Genomic DNA, 20,782 nt, shown 5'->3' on the forward strand with positions numbered 1-20,782 from the left:
TAAGACAAATAATAAAGCAGCCTTATCAACCGTTCGGTATCTAAAGAATTAGAAAAAATATCATATTAATTACAATGTCAATTCAGAGAGCCATGAAGAATATTTTTTTCTTAATAATGCTTTTTATTCTGGGGGCCTGTAGCTCTCAGCAACCGATTTCCAGAGCAGACTTCTCATTAGCTAAGGAAGACCAGTCCATTTCAGACGGAATCATTTACAATCTGCCATCAACCATAATAAAAGTTGAAATCACGGCTACCGAAACCGTTGAAAAAAAAGGCCCTTACTATCGATATTCCCAAAGATTTTTAAACCTCACGGACATCATAACCGAGGACAAAACTTATTGGACAATTAACGGAGCAAAAATATCAACCTCAAGCATCCCCGATCCTGACCGTACCTTTTATATAACATCAGAAGGCACCCCGTCAGGAGCTGCGGTTAATCTCACTCCTGATGGCATCTTAAAAGGGCTAAACCTATCAGGCATCACAAAAAAAACTCTTGAAGAGGAGGAGGTTGAACTCAGAAAACCAGAAAGCACTGATAAAGAGGATATGTCGTTTAATGACATCCCATTCACCGAGGAACAATTGATAAAAACTTCCAGTGCTGCCACTGCGGAAGAAGTAGCAGCCGAAATTTACCGGTTGAGAGATGCCCGTAGAAGATTGATCGAAAGTGATATGCAAAAACTACCTCCGGATAATGGAGCCTACGAAAGGCTTTTGAAAGAAATCGATCGTCTTGAGAGTCAATACCTCTCTTTATTCAGAGGTAAAAGGCAAACCACCTCCGTTACTAAAACATTCACTTTTCTGCCAGATCCCGGCCAACCTGCCAATCAGGTATTGTGTCGATTTTCCTCTCAAAAAGGTTTTACAAATACAATCGACATGAGTGGAACACCTGTTTACATTGAAGTTCAGGCAGACACAAAAGATAAGGAACCGGATTTACCCCAAATAGACCAAACCCAAAAAGAAGAAAAGGAACGTTCCGGCTTATACTATTGCAGACCCGCCAAGGCTACTGTTAAAATTATTGATCGCACTGTATTGCTGAATGAAAAAGAAATACTCGTCGGTCAATTTGGAAGCATGCATCAATTGCCGGCATCACTGCTTGACAACCCTGATACAGCTGTAAAAATGGATTCCAAAACCGGAGCCATACTTGAAATAAAAACCAAATAACCGTATAAAAATGAACACGAATATTGCATCATTAGAACCAAACGCGCTGTGGAAGTATTTTAAGGCCCTCTCGCAAATTCCACGACCTTCAAAAAATGAAGGCGCTGCCATCGATTTTGTCGAAAAAGAAGGGAAAAGACTGGGCCTTGAAACCATAAAGGATGAAGTAGGCAACGTGATTATTCGAAAGCCCGCTACTCCGGGGATGGAAAATGCCAAAGGAGTAGTTTTACAGGGCCATCTCGACATGGTTCCACAAAAGAACAGCGATAAAAAACATGATTTTGACAAGGACCCCATCGAAGCTTTTGAAGAGGATGGCTGGGTAAAAGCCAACGGTACAACCCTCGGGGCTGACAACGGTATGGGTGTTGCTGCAGCACTGGCAGTACTGCAAAGCAAAGATCTGAAGCACGGGCCTGTAGAAGCCCTTTTCACAGTTGACGAAGAAACCGGGATGACAGGAGCCAACGCTTTAAAACCGGGGATTCTGAAAGGAGACATCCTCATCAACATGGATTCGGAAGACGAAGGTGAACTATATGTTGGATGTGCCGGCGGAACCGATGCCAACGCGGTTTTTACTTTCATGGAGGAAGAATTCCCGGCCCAACATCAGGCCATGAAAATAAGCCTCACAGGATTGAAAGGCGGCCACTCAGGTATGGACATTGTTCTTCAGCGAGGAAATGCCAACAAACTCCTTTTCCGGCTCCTTAAACATCTGGTAATTAATGATCACGTACGACTATCATCTGTTGATGGCGGAAGTTTGCGAAATGCGATTCCCAGAGAAGCTTTTGCTGAGATTGCGGTACCCAACAAAAAATTGGAAGACGTCCAGGCTTCAGTTAAACACTTTGAAGAAATTTTTGCCAATGAATTAAAAGGCGCAGAACCTGGTCTGAGGCTTAAAATTGAAGATATCGAAGAACCTCATTTCGTCATGGACGAAATGACCCAGGACGACCTGATTAACTCAATTCAGGCATGCCCCAATGGTGTCATCCGTATGAGCACAGAAATGCCCGGGTTGGTTGAAACCTCTCTCAACCTGGCCATCGTCAAATCCCATACTAAAGAGGTAGAGGTCAAAGCACTGATCCGCTCCTCGGTGGATACTGCCAAAGAAGATGTTGAGTCTACTCTTGAAAGCATCTTCTCACTGGGTGGGGCTCATGTCTGGTTTGATGGCCAATATCCCGGATGGAAACCTAATATGGCATCAGAGATACTGAAGACCATGCAGAAAGTATATGAAGATAATTGGGGAATAATACCGGAAATTAAAGCCATACATGCCGGACTGGAATGCGGCATTTTGGGAAGCGCCTATCCTAATTGGGATATGATCTCATTTGGCCCAACCATCAATTTTCCTCACTCCCCGGATGAAAAAGTAAATGTGGAAACCGTTAAAAAGTTTTGGGACTTCCTGGTGGAAACACTGAAAAATATTCCAAACAAATAAGGTTAAGCAAAAATCTTGATTTTTAGTAAAACGGACAGTCAATACTGAAAAAGACTGTCCGTTTTTTTTGCTACCCGCGCATCTGGGGAAAACGAACATTATTTAACACAGCATTTTTTGATTATCGCTCTTCAAAAGAGTACCTTTGCGCCTTGAAAAAATAACCCCGGACAAAAAAAGCCTGCACTTTAAGCATCAACTTATTAAAACCATAAAATTTTCCGGACAAACTTAATCCTGATTGCATATTTTTTTCGTTTCCTAAACCCGGGCAAAAATAAAAACACCGGTCTCAAAACACCATCAATTTTCGCCCATATTGCCGGAATGTTTGAATGCGATTTTAAACAACCTTTTCTCCAACCTGCCAAAATATTCAAAACTCAGCAAAAAGCTGTTACATCAATAGAATCAGTCAGCTAACACCCAAAAGTTACTGACTCTCTGAGATAAGGAATTTATATAAACAACATTTTTATATCTGTTTATATTTCCGCTCAGGTTATGTAGTACCAATAAAAATAATTTAATCCAGGGGATGTCTTCATGGAAACAGCATCAAGACTTTTAGGACGCTTTCTTGTATGGCGGGTAAAAAATATTTCACCAAAGCATTTCACTCTTTTTCTGAGTTTTGTAATTGGTATTGGAAGCGGACTGGCTGCCGTAATACTGAAGAATACCATTCATCAAACCCACCAGTTGCTCACCGAGGGCTTTGCATTAGAGCATCAAAACTGGCTCTATCTGGCCTATCCACTGATCGGTATTTTTATTACCGTACTGTTTTCCAAATACTTCGTTAAAGACAATATTAGTCACGGTGTCACCAAAATACTTCATGCCTTTTCCCGTAAAGGTGGTCACCTTAAACCACACAACTCATATTCCTCCGTCATAGGAAGTACATTCACAATTGGTTTTGGCGGATCGGTTGGAGCTGAGGCCCCCATTGTGCTTACCGGTGCTTCAATTGGGTCATCGCTGGGACGAATGTTTCACCTCAACTACAAAACCATTACACTTTTGGTGGGATGTGGAGCCGCAGGTGCCATCGCCGGAATTTTTAAAGCCCCCATTGCCGGACTGGTTTTTACGCTTGAGGTTTTAATGCTGGATCTGACCATGGCATCAATTGTTCCGCTACTTATTTCAGCGGTGAGCGCCACCACCATCACTTATTTTTTCCTTGGCAAAGGGGCTGAATTTGCATTCCACCTAGAAAACCAGTTCCTTCTCAACAACCTTCCCTGGTATGCAGTATTAGGAGTGCTTGGCGGACTGATTTCACTTTATATGACATGGGGAAGCATGTATTCTGAAGAAAAAATATCAAAAATCCGCAATCCCTTTGTCAAGCTCTTAACCGGAGGACTCATTCTCAGTCTTTTAATATTTCTTTTCCCCCCGCTTTACGGTGAGGGTTATACCACCATCACAGCACTGCTAAGTGGCAACACAGATGCATTGGTAGAAAACACCTTTTTCTATCATTTAAAAGACAACAACCTCCTGATTTTAGGCTTCCTGTTATTACTCATTGCCTTTAAGGTTATAGCTACGGCGGCTACCAATGGCAGTGGTGGTGTGGGAGGTATTTTTGCCCCAACCCTCTTTACAGGAGGTGTGGCCGGATTTTTCATGGCCCGGTCACTTAACAGCTTCGGGTGGGTTAATTTACCGGAGTCACACTTTACGCTTGCAGGTATGGCCGCCTTGATGGCTGGTGTCATGCATGCACCATTGACAGCAATCTTTCTGATTGCAGAAATAACCAACGGGTATGCGATGTTTATCCCCCTGATTTTGACATCGACGGTCTCCTATCTTACCATTATGTATTTTGAGCCACATTCCATCTATACCAAGCGCCTGGCCAAGAAAGGAGAATTGCTTACTCACCATAAAGACAAAGCCGTACTAACGCTCATGCGCCTCAACAAAGTATTGGAAACAGATTTTAAAACCGTCCACCCCAATCAAACATTAGGCGAACTGGTAAAAGTAATTGCCAAAGCACGGCGTAACATATTTCCCGTTGTAAATGAAGATGGGAAACTATTGGGTATTGTACTGCTGGATGATATTCGTGAAATCATGTTCAATAATGAAATGTATAATACCACAACAGTACAAAAGCTTATGACCATACCACCTGCATTTATTGAATCGGGTGAATCAATGGACAAAGTCATGAGAAAATTTGAAGAAACCGGAGCCTGGAATCTGCCTGTAGTAGAACAGGGGCGCTATTTAGGGTTTGTTTCCAAATCAAAAATATTCTCGGTTTACAGAAGGGTGCTGATTCACTTCTCGGATGAATAATAGAGAGTAGTTTATAGATTTTAGTGAGTAGTTCATTTGATTTACAAAAAATCAGTCTGGTTGAATAGTCGCCCAAAAGATTATTTACCTAAAAATTTCAGGATAAACCTGAAATTTTATCTGAGAGGGAGTGATTTTAAGTTAAAATCTGACAATCAATTATTACCTTTGAATCAAAATTAACTAAGTAAAATATGGCCTTCTTTCAAAGCTGGTTACTTGATAGATATATAGGATTGCAGGCGCTTTTGAAAACAAAAAGCATAAAAAAAGACTCCCTCTAATCTCTATCATCTAAAACCTAACCATCTAATGTAAGGCTCCTAACTTTACGAAAAATGAAGAGAGACGACAAAATTTTTGAACTTATTGAAAAGGAACATCAGCGCCAGCTATACGGCATTGAGCTGATTGCATCAGAAAACTTTGTAAGCGAGCAGGTAATGAATGCTATGGGATCATGCATGACCAACAAGTATGCTGAAGGTCTCCCGGGTAAACGTTATTATGGCGGTTGCGAAGTTGTTGACGACAGCGAAAATCTGGCCATTGAGCGCCTGAAGGAACTTTTTGATGCAGAATGGGCCAACGTTCAGCCTCACAGTGGGGCTCAGGCAAACATGGCAGTACTTATGACTGTTTTGAATCCGGGCGACAAATTCCTTGGTCTGGATCTTGCTCACGGAGGTCACCTTTCGCATGGTTCCCCTGTGAATAGTTCAGGACGTCTCTACCATCCTATTGCCTACGGAGTAAAGGAAGAAACCGGAACCGTAGACTACGACATGATGGAAGAACTGGCTGTTGAGCACAAACCAAAACTGATTATTGGTGGAGCCTCAGCCTATTCACGTGACTGGGATTACGAGCGCATGAGAGCTATTGCTGATAAGGTTGGCGCTCTTTTGATGATTGATATGGCACACCCTGCCGGTTTGATTGCCGCAGGTCTGTTGAACAATCCGGTGAAGCATGCGCACATCGTAACCTCTACCACACACAAGACACTGCGTGGGCCTCGTGGTGGTATCATTCTGATAGGCAAAGACTTTGACAACCCCATGGGCATTAAAACCAAGAAGGGTGTCGTTCGCAAAATGTCATCATTGCTTGATTCTGCTGTATTCCCGGGCATTCAGGGAGGGCCCCTTGAGCATGTTATTGCTTCAAAAGCCGTTTCTTTCTTCGAGGCTTTACAACCCGAATATATTGAGTACCAGAAGCAGGTTCAGAAAAATGCCGGAAAAATGGCAGAGTGCTTCATCGAAAAAGGTTACAAAATCATTTCGGGTGGCACAGACAACCACAGCATGTTGATCGACCTGCGTACCAAATTTCCTGATTTGACCGGGAAGAAAGCCGAAAACACATTGGTATTGGCTGATATTACCATCAATAAAAACATGGTGCCTTTCGATGACCGATCTCCTTTCCAGACATCAGGTATTCGGGTTGGAACTGCAGCCCTGACCACCCGAGGCTTGAAAGAAGAGCACATGGCTCCGGTTGTAGATCTGCTCGACGAAGTATTGAGCGACCCTGACAACGAAGCCACTCTTAATTCAGTAAAAGAAAGAGTGAATAATATGATGAAAGATTTCCCCATGTTTGCTGACTAGTAGTGCGTTCGCTAAATAGTGTTTCAAATATTTTGCTTTCATTTATTCTTTCTGCAAGGCAAAATTTTAAAGCATAGCCATAGCTACGGTGCAAAATTTTAACGATGCATAAAGGAAAAAGGGATGTAAAATATGAAATAGTATTTTGCGATCGCACTACCAAGCAAGTGAGTGAATCAATATCATGATAACATTAAAAAGGGATGAACTGGTCAGTTACGACTAATTCATCCCTTTTTCATTCATCCGTATAAAATTTGTTTATTAAGGTAGGTTGCCTGCCTGTCCGGCAGGCAGGGAACTCGCATGGTGAATTGTTTACATTCTCTTTTAGGCAATCATTGCAATGCTCGTTTCTGACGATTTTTTCTGATATTCCAGGCTGAAAAGCAACCAAAGACTAAACTTCTATGAGTTACAGACGTCTTCGTTCAAAACTAAAGCACCCGGGAGAGAACTCCTACGAACAGCTGACCAATGCCTTTGAAGCGGAAGGACGTTCTGTACAACCTGCGTTTACCCCGGATATCAGTCATCCCAATTCTGACTATCACAAAAAGATAGAAGCCATCAGAAAACTGGATGCCAAACTTGGAAAGACCTTTGAAAGGCTAAACAAGCACCAGAGACATGCTGTTTTTCATCCGGTCCAAAATACCATCCTCTCAGCCATGGTGGGAAGCGGCAAAACCACGGTTTTGACAGCCAAGGTCTTCTTTTTACACTTTATACAGAAAGTTCCCTTCGATAAGATGATCGTGTTGACCTTTACCAACAAGGCCGCCAGGGAAATTAAGGGAAGAATAGCTGCCTTCATGGGAAAAGCCGATACTGAAATCAATAAGCAACTGCGATATTTCGGCACTTTTCATTCCGTAGCACGCCAGTTTTTGGAAGAGCACCCGGATTTGAAAACACTCGGTTTTAAACCCGGCTTTCTCATCATGGATGAGCAAGGAAAGCAGAAATTCCTGCAAAGACTCATATCTCAGACCAACCTGAATGTAAAGTATCAAAATCAGCTGGCCAAACGACAGGAAAAATACCGATCATCAGGCGAGATTATGATGGGTAACATGAAAACCGCTGATGATTTTTCACAATTGATGGTCATGGCAGAGGCCGAAAAACGGGTACTCAATACCATGGATTTTGACGACCTCATCACCCTATGCAATCAACTGCTCAATAAAAAAGTGGCCGTATCCCCCCAATGGGTTATTGTAGATGAGTTTCAGGACTGTAATGAGGCCCAGCTGGAACTCATTGAAAACATTCGCAAAGAAAATTCCAACGCTTTTGTGGTGGGGGATCAAAATCAAAGTATTTATGGATGGCGTGGAAGTAAAGACCATCTGTTTGAAGAGATTTACGCCCGATGGAATGCAACCTGGATGGAACTCCCACAAAATTATCGTAGTACAGGCTCTATTTTATCGGCTGCCGAAACATTACTTAGTGGCAGAACAGAAACGCTTGTTCCTACACGACAAAAAGGCAAGGCGATTGAACTGGTTCGGCATTTCGACGACCAACAAGAAGCCTATTATCTCCGGGAACAACTATCATTACTACAACAGGAAAATGTTCAACTTGAAAAAGTAGCCGTATTATTTCGCACCCATCAGCAAATAAAAATTGTAGAAACAGTATTATCGCAGGCAGATATTCCATACCAGTTAGTCAAGCGAAACAAATTACACGAAAACCCGGCTCAAAATTTTCTGCTGCAGGTTTTTAAGGTCTGTCTCAACCCCAATGATGTAGACGCTTGCCTGGCACTTATTTGTGATCCAACTTTTGGAGCCGTCAAGCAGAGCAAGAAATTGATAATTGAGTTCCTTCATCGACCTGCCAAAACAACTGCACTGCAAACCTTGATGCAGCATTTGAAAAATCGAAAAATGCCCCCCGCCAATCAAATCCGACTATTGGAACGGGCTGAAAAGTTCATGGTCGACTTCTTTAATGAAACAGACGCATCTGCAAAACAACTAATTGACTTCCTGGCGCTGAGAAATATATTAATGCCAACCTCAATATATCATCAGGAATATATAGCATCCGTTACAAATGCATGGGAACAAATCACCCATTACATTTATGAAAAAGGCTGGGGTGATCAACAATCCTTTTTTCCGGCAGCCATTGATCAGGTGATTCTTGAAGGTACCTTTATGATTAATGACCGTATCAAAGAGGAGAAAAATGGTGTTCACCTGCTCACCATTCACGCCTCCAAAGGGTTGGAATTTGACCGGGTATTTATCTCCGGAGCCAATAGCGGCATTATTCCTCTGGAACAGCACCAGAAAGGCAGTCAAAACCTGAAAGAGGAAAAGCGCCTGCTGTTTGTAGCCATGACCCGAGGAAAAGACCATGTGGAGATCGGCTGGCATGCCCAACCCTCCGGGCGAAATGCTAATGCAGAACCCTCCTACTTCTTAAATGCGATCCCGGATGCCTTATTAAAAAGAAAAACATCGGCAAAGGAGGAAGAGGAAAGCAATATTCCCATGGAGGCAGACCAATGGCAAACCGGCATGACGGTAAAGCACAAAAAGTATGGCACCGGAAAAATTTCATCTATTGATGAGAAAGAAGTAATTTGTTTCTTCGAAGCTTTTGGCGAAAAATCTTTCTCGAGGGCATTTGCCCAGGTTCTTTTAAAGAAAGAAGAAGATTAATTTGATTCCCCGTCCCCTCCCATCATTCGACGTAATTTCATCTCTTTTTTGGGATCAATCTCACTTGCAGATCTGAATGACAACGAAAAAGAACCAGGAACTTCAACCACCTTTGCCAACTCGGATTTTAATCCCTTTATGACCGTTTCTGAATTGGCAATTTTCATAATGCCGGGTGGCAAATACAAAACAATGGTTTCGGGGGTTTGATCCACATTGCGTACCTCCTTCAGAAACTTTGCACCAAAACGATTCTCACTATTAAATCGCCCAAGAAGATCGCCCCAGTTTTTCTTAACGTCCATCCATGCCATTTTGGGCAATTCCTGCCCTCCTGCCTGGTTGCTAATTTCATTAGAAACACCGGGCACAGGTGAAGGCAGTTCTTTGTAAAAATTACGAAGAGCCCACAATATCAAATATTTATCAATCCGGTGATCGCCCACACAAACCGGACATCCTTTTTTACAGCTGCAATTTTTCAGTAAATTACCGGCATTTCGGATAATCTCATCAATAAATTCGAATACTTTCTCTGAAAAGCCAAGTCCTCCGGGATATCCATCGTAAAGCACAACGGCATATTTGTTTCGTGATGACTCTGCATCCACAAACGAAAAAATGTCCCCTCCCAAATCACTGTCGGTGGCCATTACGCGCATGGATGCTGCAGCTTTTAAACAATGTACCAGCCCCTGACTGTAGTCGAAACCGGGCACTTTCTCTGACTGCGCATCCTGCTCCAGAGAGGGCGCCTTCCCTGTGGCAACAAAAGTGCGTACAACAATATCCGGGATTTCAATCCAGCATGCTTCAGTTTCCATTTTTGTTCTCAATATCTCAGGAAGTTCTGTATACCCCAGGTTTTGATGGCTATTAAACTCAACCATTTTAAAACCTGTTACCAATACCGTCACGCGTACATCTCCAAAAAACCGGTTTATGCGGAATTCTTTTTCATGTTCATGCTCCACCAGAACGGTTATATTGCCAGGCTTGTGGGGCTCCGTATAATAATTGGAACTAACTTCTTTTACAGAAGCTGTTTTAGTCTCCAAATCAAGCTTCAGGGATTTATACTGAACACTGTCGTGTAGATAAATAGCACCCGGATAAAACTCTTTTTTGGCCTGAATAAGATCCACTATGGTGATGGTCTCCTCCTTCTCCTCATCCACAATCTTTATGGTATCCCCGGTAATGTTGCGCAAACTGATTTCATGGGCCGGAGAAATGTCACCACTCCATTGAAAGGTATTATTCTGCTCTGCCAATTCCCCTTCCTTTACCAACAGGGGAATGATCTCTCCTAAATCGGGGAACGAGACAACATCATCGATGGTTAGCGGTAATTCAGCAGATGCAGCTCTTATGTGCGAAAGCTGGATGTACAAATTATCCCGGTCGATGATGGCATTCTCCGATCCGGCCTGTAAGAGCCAGTCGGGATGCTTGCCCACATACTGATCAAGCGGTTTCTCCTTTAACATGACAATGGCATGAGCCTCTGACTCTTTTCGACCGGCACGTCCCATCTGTTGCCAGAAACTTGCCCGGGTACCGGGAAAACCACCCATCACAACAGCATCAAGTGTACCAATATCTATCCCTAACTCAAGGGCATTGGTGGATACAACACCTAACAAAGCCCCGTCCACCAAATCCTTTTCAATTCTGGTCCGCTCAGCGGGAGTATACCCCCCACGATAGGGAGAGATTTTATCAGACATGTCTAACCCATATTGCATTGGGTCGGAAGCCAATATATCGCGACTCTCTTTGGTAACAATTTCCGACTCACGTCGCGACTGGCAGAAAGTAATGGAGCGCACACCGGACAAAATCAACTCCGGAAGAATCACTTTAAGCTCTTCACTCACGGCTTTCTTACGCTGTGCCTCTTCCAAATATTCGGGCTGATAGAAATGAATGTGCTTAGCCGGTGACGGAGATCCGTCCTGATCCACAATCTCAAAAGGTTGATGACAAATTTTCTCAGCCAGCTCCTGCGGATTGGCAATGGTCGCTGAACTGCACAGAAAACGTGGTGTATTGCCATGGTAATCACAAACTCTCAACAATCGCCGAAAAACATTAGAAACATGAGACCCAAATGCCCCGCGATAAGCATGCAGTTCATCAATAATGATGGTATCCAGATTGGCAAACATGTGGGGAAACCCGTACTTGTTATGATTTGGCAGAAAGCCCGCGTTAATCATATCGGGATTGGTAAGTATGATATTGGCCTGAGCCCTGATTCGACTGCGCTCATTGGGAGAAGTATCTCCGTCATAAACACCTGCCTGAATGCGGTTCTCACCGAAAAATGCCACAAACTCTTTGATGTTGCGGTACTGATCTTTTGTTAATGCTTTCGTTGGGTAGATAAAAAGAGCTCTTCGAGCTGGATTCTCCAGAATCCGCTGCATTACGGGGAGGTAAAATGACAATGATTTGCCACTGGCCGTTCCGGTGGTAATCACTACACTTTTCCCGGCGTGAGCCTTCTCAAACATTTCGGACTGATGAGAATAGAGTCTCCTGTATCCGTTTTCCTGCATCCATTTTTTCAGCTCCGGATGCAATTCTCCGGGAGGATCTGCAAAAACAGCGGGACGCTCTTTTATTCGCCGGGTAGCAATAATACGTTCTGAATGTTGTGATAGAATACGGGAAACAGCCTTACTCATGATTTTCACCTTTAAACTGACAGGCAAAAATACAATAATAATTTGGCCATATCCCAATTTCGATGAAGGCGCTAGTGTGATAATCACTAAATTCATTCACTAATTTCAGGCGCTTTTTTCCTTTCTGCTTCGTTGGAGCTTTTAACCATAGCTAAGGCTATGCTTAGCAAACCCCGCCTTGCATAAAGAAAAAAATCACATAAAATTCAAGTAAACCAATTTAATAAATACCACACCAGGGAAGATAGTTTATCCAATCCCCGGGACTCTCGCCAGAGCCTGTCCCGACAAATTCGGGAGGGTTATTCGGATTTGCCGCTTTCAGCGACAGGGGGGCATTCGAGGAATTTAGGGAATCGCCATTTTAAACCAGAGCCTTGAAGCTTTTGCAATCAGCTTTGAATCAATTGTTTACAGATCAATGGTTTTCCAGTATAACATGCTGACTATCGATTGTTTATGATTTATCTTTCATCTAAGCAAAATCAGAAACCGCTTAAAATGTGTTTTTTATAATTTTCTTAGTTTTTTAAATATGCCGCAAAAAGAATCAAAATTTCTTATATTCGAAAGTTTCCAGCTTCTAACTTCCAGCCTCCAGCTTCCGGCTTCCACGCGGCGGGGTTACTTAAATCTAATATCTTAAAATCTAACTATCTATTGAACCTTAGCAATATTCCAATACTCCTCCGATTGGTCGGCTTTTAAACTTTGCCCTTTTGACTTTTTCAGCAGGCTAAGTATTCCTGTTTCACGAAAAGGGGATTGTTAATATTGAAGCGATAGTATTCAACCTGTTTTTTTTATTATTTATCTTTACACTCAAATAAAAACCATTGGAGATATGAATATGAGTAATTTACATTCAAAGAATCACCAATTTTCAAGCCCTGATAATAGATGGAGTTAACAGATGCAATTATACTAATAGTCGCAGGAATGGCTGCAGGAGTTATCAACACCCTTGCCGGAAGCGGCTCACTCATCACACTGCCTCTCTTAATGTTTATGGGATTGCCGCCTGCCGTTGCCAATGGCACTAACCGCATTGGCGTTATTGTTCAGAATATTGTAGCCACAGGGAATTTCATTCAGCAAAAGGAACTACAACCGAAAAAGGAATGGTCACTGATTACCCCCACCTTATTTGGCTCACTTTCAGGCGCCTTAATCGCTGTTGAGATCAAAGAAGACATTCTAAATTACTTCATCGGAGGACTGTTGGTGGTCATGTTTTTTGTAATTCTACTAAAACCCGCTGCCTGGATTAAAGGACAAGCCGGACAGGTAAAAACCACTAAATCGCGCGTTGTAAACAGCATTATCTTCTTTTTCATAGGAGTTTACGGAGGATTTATTCAAGCGGGTGTAGGCCTGTTTCTTTTGGCAGGATTGGTGCTTGGAGCCGGTTACAATCTCATAAGGGCCAATGCAGTAAAGGTATTAATGGTTCTCTCTTTCACCCTTGTGGCACTAATAGTGTTCATATCGGCCGGTCAGGTAGCATGGATGTACGGAATACTGCTGGCGGCAGGAAATGCTGTAGGTGCCTGGTTTGCGTCACGAAATGCCAGTAAAATTGGGGCCAAAAACATTCGGTATATCCTTCTGGCAGTTGTACTTTTTTCCGGATTGAAAGTTTTGGGGATGTTTTAACCTGAATAATTCATAAAATAAGCTATTACGAATATTCATGAATTAATCAGGCTAAGTTACAATAGATCGTTAGATTTCCTGCCTGCCGGCAGGCAGGTTAGACAGGAGATCATAGGTGTCCGGTTAAGAATTGAGATTGTTTCACAAACTTACCAATGACAGGACTTTGAAATATTTTGAAGGGTGGCAGGGGTTGGTTTAAAATCTGCAGGACAGCGTCATAGCGAGCAAAGCGAAGATCACCGGTCATTGTTAACCGCCTCCTGATCAAGCAACCAGATACTTCTCTCCCTGTTTACAAGAGCTGCCGGATAACTCTCATACCCCTCTTTTTGATTGAGAATTACATCCACCTTTTCTGCCTTTTTCTTTCCGGTAACCAAAAAGACTATTTCGCTGGCATTATTAATCACCTTCCCCGTAAGGGTTATTCTTTTCTGTCCCGATTCAGGATGTGTTCCTATTTCACAAATTTCAGAAGAATCCCACAAGAAAATCTCATGTGGAAATATAGATGCAGTATGACCATCGTCTCCCATGCCCAAAACTACAACATCAAAAAAAGGCAGCCCGTTCTCTTTAGGCAACTCTTTATTCAATACCTGTTTGTAATCCGACAAAGCCTGGCGAGGGCCCAACTCCCCTTTCACCCGGAAAACATTTTGCTCCGGGACAGGCACATGATTAAACAGGTGCTGGCGGGTCATATTATAATTACTCTCTTCATGATCGGGAGCCACACATCTTTCATCTCCCCAAAAGAAACGAAGCCTGTCCCACTTTACAAGTCTGGAGTATTCCTGAGTAAGCAAATCGAAAATCGCCTCAGGGGTACTTCCGCCTGACAAGGCCACGTGCACAACATCCTTCTGATTGGTAAGCGCTGTCAGATAATCGCCAAAAAAGCGTGCCAGCTGCTCCTTGGAATAAAATATTTTAGTTTCCATAACATCTTGTTAGATTGAAAGATTATTAGATTTTCAGATATAGGATGATTATGAAATTCAGATACCACATCTTTAAATCAGAATCCTAAAAAAAGTTTCTTGGGCTTACATAAGAGCCTCCTTCTACAATTCACAGTAGAGACCATCTGTAAGGTTTTTACAGGGGTAACGCCAGGTCATATTACCCTCAATAAGGTCGTCACTAACCTCAGGTCCCCATGTTCCGGCCGGATATCCATGAACTTTAATGCATGGTTGTTCTTCCCAGGCTTTTAGTATCGGATCAATAAATTTCCAGGCTGCCTCAACCGCATCTCCGCGCGAATACAATGTAGGATCTCCCAACATACAATCCAACAGAAGTCTTTCATAGGCCGAAGGCAGATAGCTATCTGCCAACTCAGAGTAATGAAAATCCATATTAACATCCTGAACCCTGAATCCGGCACCAGGCACTTTCATGCCAAACTTAAGCAACAACCCTTCATCGGGCTGAATCCTGATCACCAACTGGTTTTGCTGTCTGATAATGGCCTGATCATCCGAGAACAAGTGATGCGGGGTTGGTTGGAAATGGATAACAATCTCGGTTACCCTTGTGGGCAACATTTTACCGGTTCTGATATAAAAAGGAACTCCCGCCCAACGCCAGTTGTCAATAAAAAATTTCATGGCCACAAAAGTCTCCCTTCTGGACTTTGGATCCACACCATCTTCTTCTCTATAGCCTTTTACATCTTTTCCCCGCATTTTGGACGATACATATTGGCCTCTGATAACATATTCATCCACCTCATCTTTGGGAATCGGTCGCAGCGACTGAAGAACTTTTACGATTTCGTTACGAATACTTTCGGCGTTGACCAGCGTTGGTGGCTCCATAGCCACAAGACTGGACAGCAACAACAAATGGTTTTGAACCATATCCCGCATAGCTCCTGATTCCTCGTAATAGCTTCCCCGACTGCCAACACCAATATCTTCCGATGATGTCACTTCAACATGGTGTATAAAATTACGGTTCCAGAGAGGTTCAAAAATACCATTGGAGAAGCGGGTTACCAACAAATTCTGAACTGTTTCTTTACCCAGATAATGGTCAATCCGGTATATTTGTTCTTCGTTGAAAAACTCCAACAAATCAGCGTTTAATTTCTGTGCACTCTCCAGATTATCTCCGAAAGGTTTTTCAACAATCAATCTCCTGAAGCCCTTCTCATTCTTATTAAGTCCCTGATCGGCCAGAAATTGAGGGACTAAGGAGTACATACTTGGAGGTGTGGCCAGGTAAAAAATAAAGTTACTCCCTGAACCTACTTCAGCATCCAGATCCTCCAATTTTTCGCGAAATCCGGCATACTCAGCCCGCTCCTTTGTATTGAATGAGTAGTAGTGAAGTTTATTCAGAAAGTCATCAATACTGCCACCTTCTTTGGAAGAGAATTCAGAAGCCCCCTCTTTCATTTTCTCTCTGAAATCATCATTTGAAAGTTGGGTACGCCCCAGGCCCAAAACGGCAAATCTATCAGGAAGTAATTGTTGTTTATGCAAGTCGGCCAGGGCAGGAATTAATTTCCTTTTGGTCAAATCGCCCGAGGCCCCAAATATAACCAGAATGTGGTTTTCAGGTTTTCTCATTTTTAACAGATCGTTAGATTTTGAGATAATAGATTTAAGATGAATCTTATTTGTTTGATATAATGAACTCTACAATACAGAATACTTTTTAATAGACCAATAGATTTTGAGATGATAGATTTAAGATGAATCGTATCAGACTAAAAATCTATATGTTAACACGAGTCATCCCTTTCTTTACTGTAAACAAGTGACCCAAAATCTATTGCAAGCAACATACGGACTATCAATTTTAAATACAAACATTTTATTTAAGCACCCTGGATATCCCAAACAATCGGGCCTGCAAAGAGTTGAATTAAAAAAATTTACTTTTTGGGGTTGTTTACCCTTTGAAAATAATGCAGAGAGTCCCCCCACTTATTAAATCCGGGAGTCCTTCCTATCATCTCCAAACGAACAGAAAGACAGTTGCTACAATCCTCAGCCCCTTCATCGGTACAGGGTTTGTTTTGATACAACAAATAATTCCGTCTGAGGTTCGATGGCGTAATGTTAGGCATAATGACATTGGCCCCTGCCTTCATAGCCTTTTCCCGACCCATAGGATCTATTGCCTGCATAGCCGTTGTAGCGGCCATATTAATATCCGGCATCATCAACCTCAGGGTGGCTACCATATTCAGAGCCGTCAAAAACCGTTCTCCCAATGGCCATAGAGATGATCTTTGGTCATAAAGAGGTGTTTCTTCATGTTCTATGTAAGGCCCCATTCCCACCATATCTACATCAAAATCCATCAGGAACTGAAGATCACGTGCCAAATGTTTTAAACTCTGTCCGGGAAGCCCGATCATGACGCCGGTTCCTGTTTGAAAACCGGCATTCTGAATGGCTTTCAGGCATTCCAGCCGCTTTGTGAAGCTGTGTTTGTCATCAGACGGATGAAGTTGCGTATAAAGCTCTTTATCAGAAGTTTCAATTCTTAGAAGGTATCTATGAGCTCCGCTTTCAAACCACCGTTTGTAGGTTTCGGGAGTTTGCTCACCTAAAGAGAGCGTAATTCCCAATTCTCCATTGGTTTGCCTTTTTATCTTTTTCAGAAGTTCATCAATGCGATTCACAAAACCCTCATCATCACGTTCACCAGACTGAAGCACCAGGGATCCATATTTATTTTCATGTGCAAAAGCAGCTGCTTCAAGAATGGCATCATCAGGTAGATCATACCGATCGGTTTCACGGTTACTTTTTCTTATGCCACAATAATAACAATCCTTTGTGCAAATATTAGAAAACTCTACCAAACCTCGATAATAGACCTCACTGCCCCGTGTTTGCAGCAAGCAATCGCCGCCCATCTTCAGCAAATCCTTCTGATCCTTCCCTCTTAACTCCAAAAGCTTCACCAGATTATCTTCTGTCCAGGCCTTATTGTCAATTATGTCTTGTAACGCTTTATCCATCTACATTTCGAATCACCATTAAAGTGTAAATATAGGATTTCAAAATTGAGCAGTGAAATTTTTAAGGTAGGAAGATGGGAAAATAGATTTTTAGACCTTTAGAGGTTAGATTTTTAGATATAAGAAATCAAGAGACAACATTCAAAGTCCCGGAGGGACGATATGTCGGTAGAATTCATCGGTGAGAACATAAACAAGTGCCGTAGGTACGGGATAATCATCTCATATCTATAGGAATTACGTCTACATCCGAACATACTTTTCTACCGATATTGCAGCCCTAACGGGCCTTAATCATAACATGTAAGACAACAACATTAAAAACACCGGTATGGAAAAACTCATCTAAATTCCCGGAGGGACGAAATGTCGGTAGAAAGGAATAGCACATAGAAAAAACGAGTGCCGTAGGTACGAAACAATTTCCATCACCTTTTACTATGACAAAACTCAAATAATATTTCCCTCAAAACGAATAACTTTGATAAGAGACGAAAAAGAAAAGACCATGATAAACGAAAGCCTGCTAAATCCTCAAAGCATCGTTGTTGTTGGAGGATCAGATGACACATCCAAGCCCGGTGGAAAAATCCTGAAAAACATTCTGGATGGCCACTTTAACGGAAAACTCTTTGTTTTAAACCCTAAAAAAGACAAGGTGCAGGGCGTCCCTTCCTGCCAATCGGTAGCAGAACTTCCTGAAACTATAGATTTGGCTATTGTTGCTATTTCTGCAGTGCATACAGTGCCGGTTGTTAAGGAGCTGGCCCAAACAAAGAACACCCGGGCTTTCATCGTCATCTCAGCAGGTTTCAGTGAGGAGACCCAGGAAGGGGCTCAATTGGAAGAGGAACTGAAAAATGCCGTCAATGAAGTAAACGGTGCACTTATTGGCCCCAACTGCATTGGCGTGCTGACACCAACATACAGCGGCATTTTCACCAGTCCTGTCCCCAAACTTGACCCGTCAGGTTGTGATTTTGTCTCCGGTTCAGGTTCCACAGCGGTTTTTATTCTTGAATCAGCCCTGCCAAAGGGCTTGACCTTCTCGTCACTCATAACGGTGGGTAACAGTGCACAGTTAGGCATTGAAGAAGTATTGGAATATTGGGACAACTCCTACATCCCGGGGAAAAGTTCGGATATAAAACTCATTTATGTTGAAAACATTAAAGATCCCGACAAGCTGCTCAAACATGCCTCTTCCTTAATCCGCAAAGGATGTCGTATTGCCGCGATAAAATCAGGCGTTACAGATGCCGGACAAAGGGCGACTGCCTCACATACAGGCGCCATGGCAAGTGCCGATTCAGCGGTTGAAGCCCTCTTCAGAAAGGCAGGTATAGTGCGATGTTTTGGCCGTGAGGAACTGACTACGGTTGCATCGGTCTTTAACTATCCAAAACTAAAAGGGAAAAACCTGGCCATCATCACCCATGCAGGTGGCGCCGGAGTCATGCTCACGGACGCTCTTGCAGGCGGCGGTCTAAACATACCCGCGATTGAAGGACAAGCACACGATGACATCCTGAACATACTGAATCCAGGCTCATCTGCCTCAAACCCCATTGATATTCTGGCCACAGGAACAGCCCAACAACTGGGGGATGTTATTGAGTATTGCGACACTCAGATGGACGATATTCACGGCATGATCGTTATCTTTGGAAGCACAGGTCTTTCAAGGGTTTTTGACGCCTACGAAACCATTCACAAAAAGATGAGCAGGTGTAAAAAGCCTGTTTTCCCAATATTGCCCTCAATCAGCAGCGCTCACGAAGAAGTGGATTTCTTCCTTTCTCATGGGCACATCAATTTCCCGGATGAAGTGGTATTGGCCAGGGCACTGACAAGCATCCATCAAACACCCCATCCTGCCGATGAAGAAATCTACAAAGAGGGAATCGACATTCAGGCCATCAGAAGCACCATTGAAGAAGCTCCTGAAGGATTTCTGGATCCTGCTACCAATAATGAATTACTGGAAGCAGCGGGGATTCCTATTGTTGAAGAAGGCATTGCTACTTCAAAGAAAGAACTTACAACACTGGCAAAAAGTCTGGGCTATCCTTTGGCAGTGAAAGTCATCGGACCGGTGCATAAATCGGATGTGGGGGGAGTGACGCTCAACATAAAATCGGAAACCCATCTCATCTCTGAATACCGCAGGATGCGAAAAATCAAAGGGGTAAAATCTGTCCTTGTACAAAAGATGCAGACCGGAACAGAGCTCTTTATCGGGGCCAAGTATGAGCCTAAATTTGGTCATGTGGTACTCTGCGGACTGGGTGGCATTTTCGTGGAAACACTGGGTGACACCTCCTACGGTCTGGCGCCGCTTACCTTTGATGAAGCCCGCTCGATGGTTCGCAGCTTGAAAGCCTACCCGGTAATTAAAGGAACCCGCGGGAAAGAAGGCATCAATGAGGACAAGTATGTGGAGATCATTGTCCGCCTGTCAACACTCCTGCGTTATGCCACCGAAATTAAAGAGATAGACCTGAATCCGCTGATTGGAAATAAAGATGAAATTATTGCCGTGGATGGCAGAATAAGGATAGAAGCCCCCTAAATCCCCCCAAGGGGGACTTTTGGAAGTATATAGGGAATGTGGAAGTTGAGACTGACAATTGAGACTGAGACTGAGGTTAAGATTGAGTAAATTTAAGCCGTTAGCTCTTGGTTCATAGCCAAAAATTCCTGTCTAAAATATGAGAATAGCTTCATGCTTCAGCATGGTGGTTATCACTTTCCTCCCCCCTCGTTTCCAAACGAGGGGGTGTATATCCGTCGTCTCCCGACGACAAATAAGACATCTTCCGCAGCTCCGCAGCTCAATCTTTACAGACCTCATTCCGGCTACCGATCTGCCACCGCTCCGCGGTTAAAATAAAGGAATCGAAACAAAATATATTTCATACAAACTATAACTCACTAAAATAGAAACCCCCAACCCCTAAATTCCATCATTAACGCAAAAAACACACAACCGTCAACACCAAACTAAACGTGTCCCGTCCTGAAATAGGTTGACCGCTTTTGAACATTTTCACTAAACATTCAAAAGACGGTTATTATGAAAAAGAAACGTTCACAATTTCAATTTAGATCAAGTCGTTATTTTAGTGAGGACTTCAAAAA

At 42.9% G+C, this 20,782-nt stretch carries 11 protein-coding genes; 7 read left to right on the forward strand and 4 right to left on the reverse strand.

From position 1 onward, the window contains the following. The first annotated feature begins 92 nt into the window (after positions 1 to 92). The 5 genes from DDZ16_RS18750 (at position 93) to DDZ16_RS18770 (ending at position 9,301) form a co-directional block, all read left to right on the forward strand. Positions 93 to 1,199, forward strand: a complete 1,107-nt coding sequence (locus DDZ16_RS18750) for a DUF4831 family protein (protein ID WP_109266030.1) — start codon at positions 93 to 95, stop codon at positions 1,197 to 1,199. A gap of 10 nt (positions 1,200 to 1,209) precedes the next feature. Next, positions 1,210 to 2,670, forward strand: coding sequence for an aminoacyl-histidine dipeptidase (locus tag DDZ16_RS18755; RefSeq protein ID WP_109266019.1), 1,461 nt, complete (start codon positions 1,210 to 1,212; stop codon positions 2,668 to 2,670). 546 nt (positions 2,671 to 3,216) lie between these two features. After that, the gene (locus tag DDZ16_RS18760; protein ID WP_109266020.1) at positions 3,217 to 4,995 is read left to right on the forward strand and encodes a chloride channel protein; all 1,779 of its coding nucleotides are present in this window, start codon (positions 3,217 to 3,219) and stop codon (positions 4,993 to 4,995) included. 338 nt (positions 4,996 to 5,333) lie between these two features. Beyond that, positions 5,334 to 6,614, forward strand: coding sequence for a serine hydroxymethyltransferase (gene glyA, locus DDZ16_RS18765; RefSeq protein WP_109266021.1), 1,281 nt, complete (start codon positions 5,334 to 5,336; stop codon positions 6,612 to 6,614). Between the two features lie 410 nt (positions 6,615 to 7,024). Further along, positions 7,025 to 9,301, forward strand: a complete 2,277-nt coding sequence (locus DDZ16_RS18770) for an ATP-dependent helicase (RefSeq protein WP_109266022.1) — start codon at positions 7,025 to 7,027, stop codon at positions 9,299 to 9,301. Here the strand turns inward: DDZ16_RS18770 and DDZ16_RS18775 are convergent. Further along, positions 9,298 to 11,994 (reverse strand): DEAD/DEAH box helicase, encoded by a 2,697-nt coding sequence (locus DDZ16_RS18775; RefSeq protein WP_158275711.1) that lies wholly within the window; start codon positions 11,992 to 11,994, stop codon positions 9,298 to 9,300. The genes DDZ16_RS18770 and DDZ16_RS18775 overlap by 4 nt on opposite strands. A gap of 900 nt (positions 11,995 to 12,894) precedes the next feature. Here DDZ16_RS18775 and DDZ16_RS18780 point away from each other — a divergent pair. Then, the gene (locus DDZ16_RS18780) at positions 12,895 to 13,650 is read left to right on the forward strand and encodes a sulfite exporter TauE/SafE family protein (protein WP_109266024.1); all 756 of its coding nucleotides are present in this window, start codon (positions 12,895 to 12,897) and stop codon (positions 13,648 to 13,650) included. 239 nt (positions 13,651 to 13,889) lie between these two features. On the opposite strand, the gene pgl is transcribed toward DDZ16_RS18780, so the two are convergent. From pgl to hydE, 3 genes are all read right to left on the reverse strand, one after another. Beyond that, on the reverse strand, positions 13,890 to 14,597 hold the full coding sequence (pgl, locus tag DDZ16_RS18785) for a 6-phosphogluconolactonase (protein ID WP_109266025.1): 708 nt from the start codon (positions 14,595 to 14,597) through the stop codon (positions 13,890 to 13,892). Positions 14,598 to 14,720: 123 nt separating this feature from the next. Continuing rightward, complete coding sequence (zwf, locus tag DDZ16_RS18790; protein ID WP_109266026.1) at positions 14,721 to 16,235, reverse strand: glucose-6-phosphate dehydrogenase; 1,515 nt, start codon at positions 16,233 to 16,235, stop codon at positions 14,721 to 14,723. A gap of 308 nt (positions 16,236 to 16,543) precedes the next feature. Next, complete coding sequence (gene hydE, locus DDZ16_RS18795; RefSeq protein WP_109266027.1) at positions 16,544 to 17,641, reverse strand: [FeFe] hydrogenase H-cluster radical SAM maturase HydE; 1,098 nt, start codon at positions 17,639 to 17,641, stop codon at positions 16,544 to 16,546. Between the two features lie 481 nt (positions 17,642 to 18,122). Between hydE and DDZ16_RS18800 the strand changes: the two genes are divergently transcribed. Next, positions 18,123 to 20,213: an acetate--CoA ligase family protein gene (locus DDZ16_RS18800; RefSeq protein WP_232526818.1), complete on the forward strand. Its 2,091-nt coding sequence runs from the start codon at positions 18,123 to 18,125 to the stop codon at positions 20,211 to 20,213. Positions 20,214 to 20,782 lie beyond the last annotated feature (569 nt).

The organism is Marinilabilia rubra (genome assembly GCF_003121985.1).
In the GTDB taxonomy this organism is placed as follows: domain Bacteria; phylum Bacteroidota; class Bacteroidia; order Bacteroidales; family Marinilabiliaceae; genus Marinilabilia; species Marinilabilia rubra.

Coding starts and splice junctions, on each gene's coding strand:
- DDZ16_RS18760 (WP_109266020.1), top strand. CDS start 3,217: ATGGAAACAGCATCAAGACTTTTAGGACGCTTTCTTGTATGGCGGGTA.
- hydE (WP_109266027.1), bottom strand. CDS start 17,641: ATGGATAAAGCGTTACAAGACATAATTGACAATAAGGCCTGGACAGAA.
- DDZ16_RS18780 (WP_109266024.1), top strand. CDS start 12,895: ATGGAGTTAACAGATGCAATTATACTAATAGTCGCAGGAATGGCTGCA.
- glyA (WP_109266021.1), top strand. CDS start 5,334: ATGAAGAGAGACGACAAAATTTTTGAACTTATTGAAAAGGAACATCAG.
- pgl (WP_109266025.1), bottom strand. CDS start 14,597: ATGGAAACTAAAATATTTTATTCCAAGGAGCAGCTGGCACGCTTTTTT.
- DDZ16_RS18750 (WP_109266030.1), top strand. CDS start 93: ATGAAGAATATTTTTTTCTTAATAATGCTTTTTATTCTGGGGGCCTGT.
- zwf (WP_109266026.1), bottom strand. CDS start 16,235: ATGAGAAAACCTGAAAACCACATTCTGGTTATATTTGGGGCCTCGGGC.
- DDZ16_RS18755 (WP_109266019.1), top strand. CDS start 1,210: ATGAACACGAATATTGCATCATTAGAACCAAACGCGCTGTGGAAGTAT.
- DDZ16_RS18775 (WP_158275711.1), bottom strand. CDS start 11,994: ATGAGTAAGGCTGTTTCCCGTATTCTATCACAACATTCAGAACGTATT.
- DDZ16_RS18770 (WP_109266022.1), top strand. CDS start 7,025: ATGAGTTACAGACGTCTTCGTTCAAAACTAAAGCACCCGGGAGAGAAC.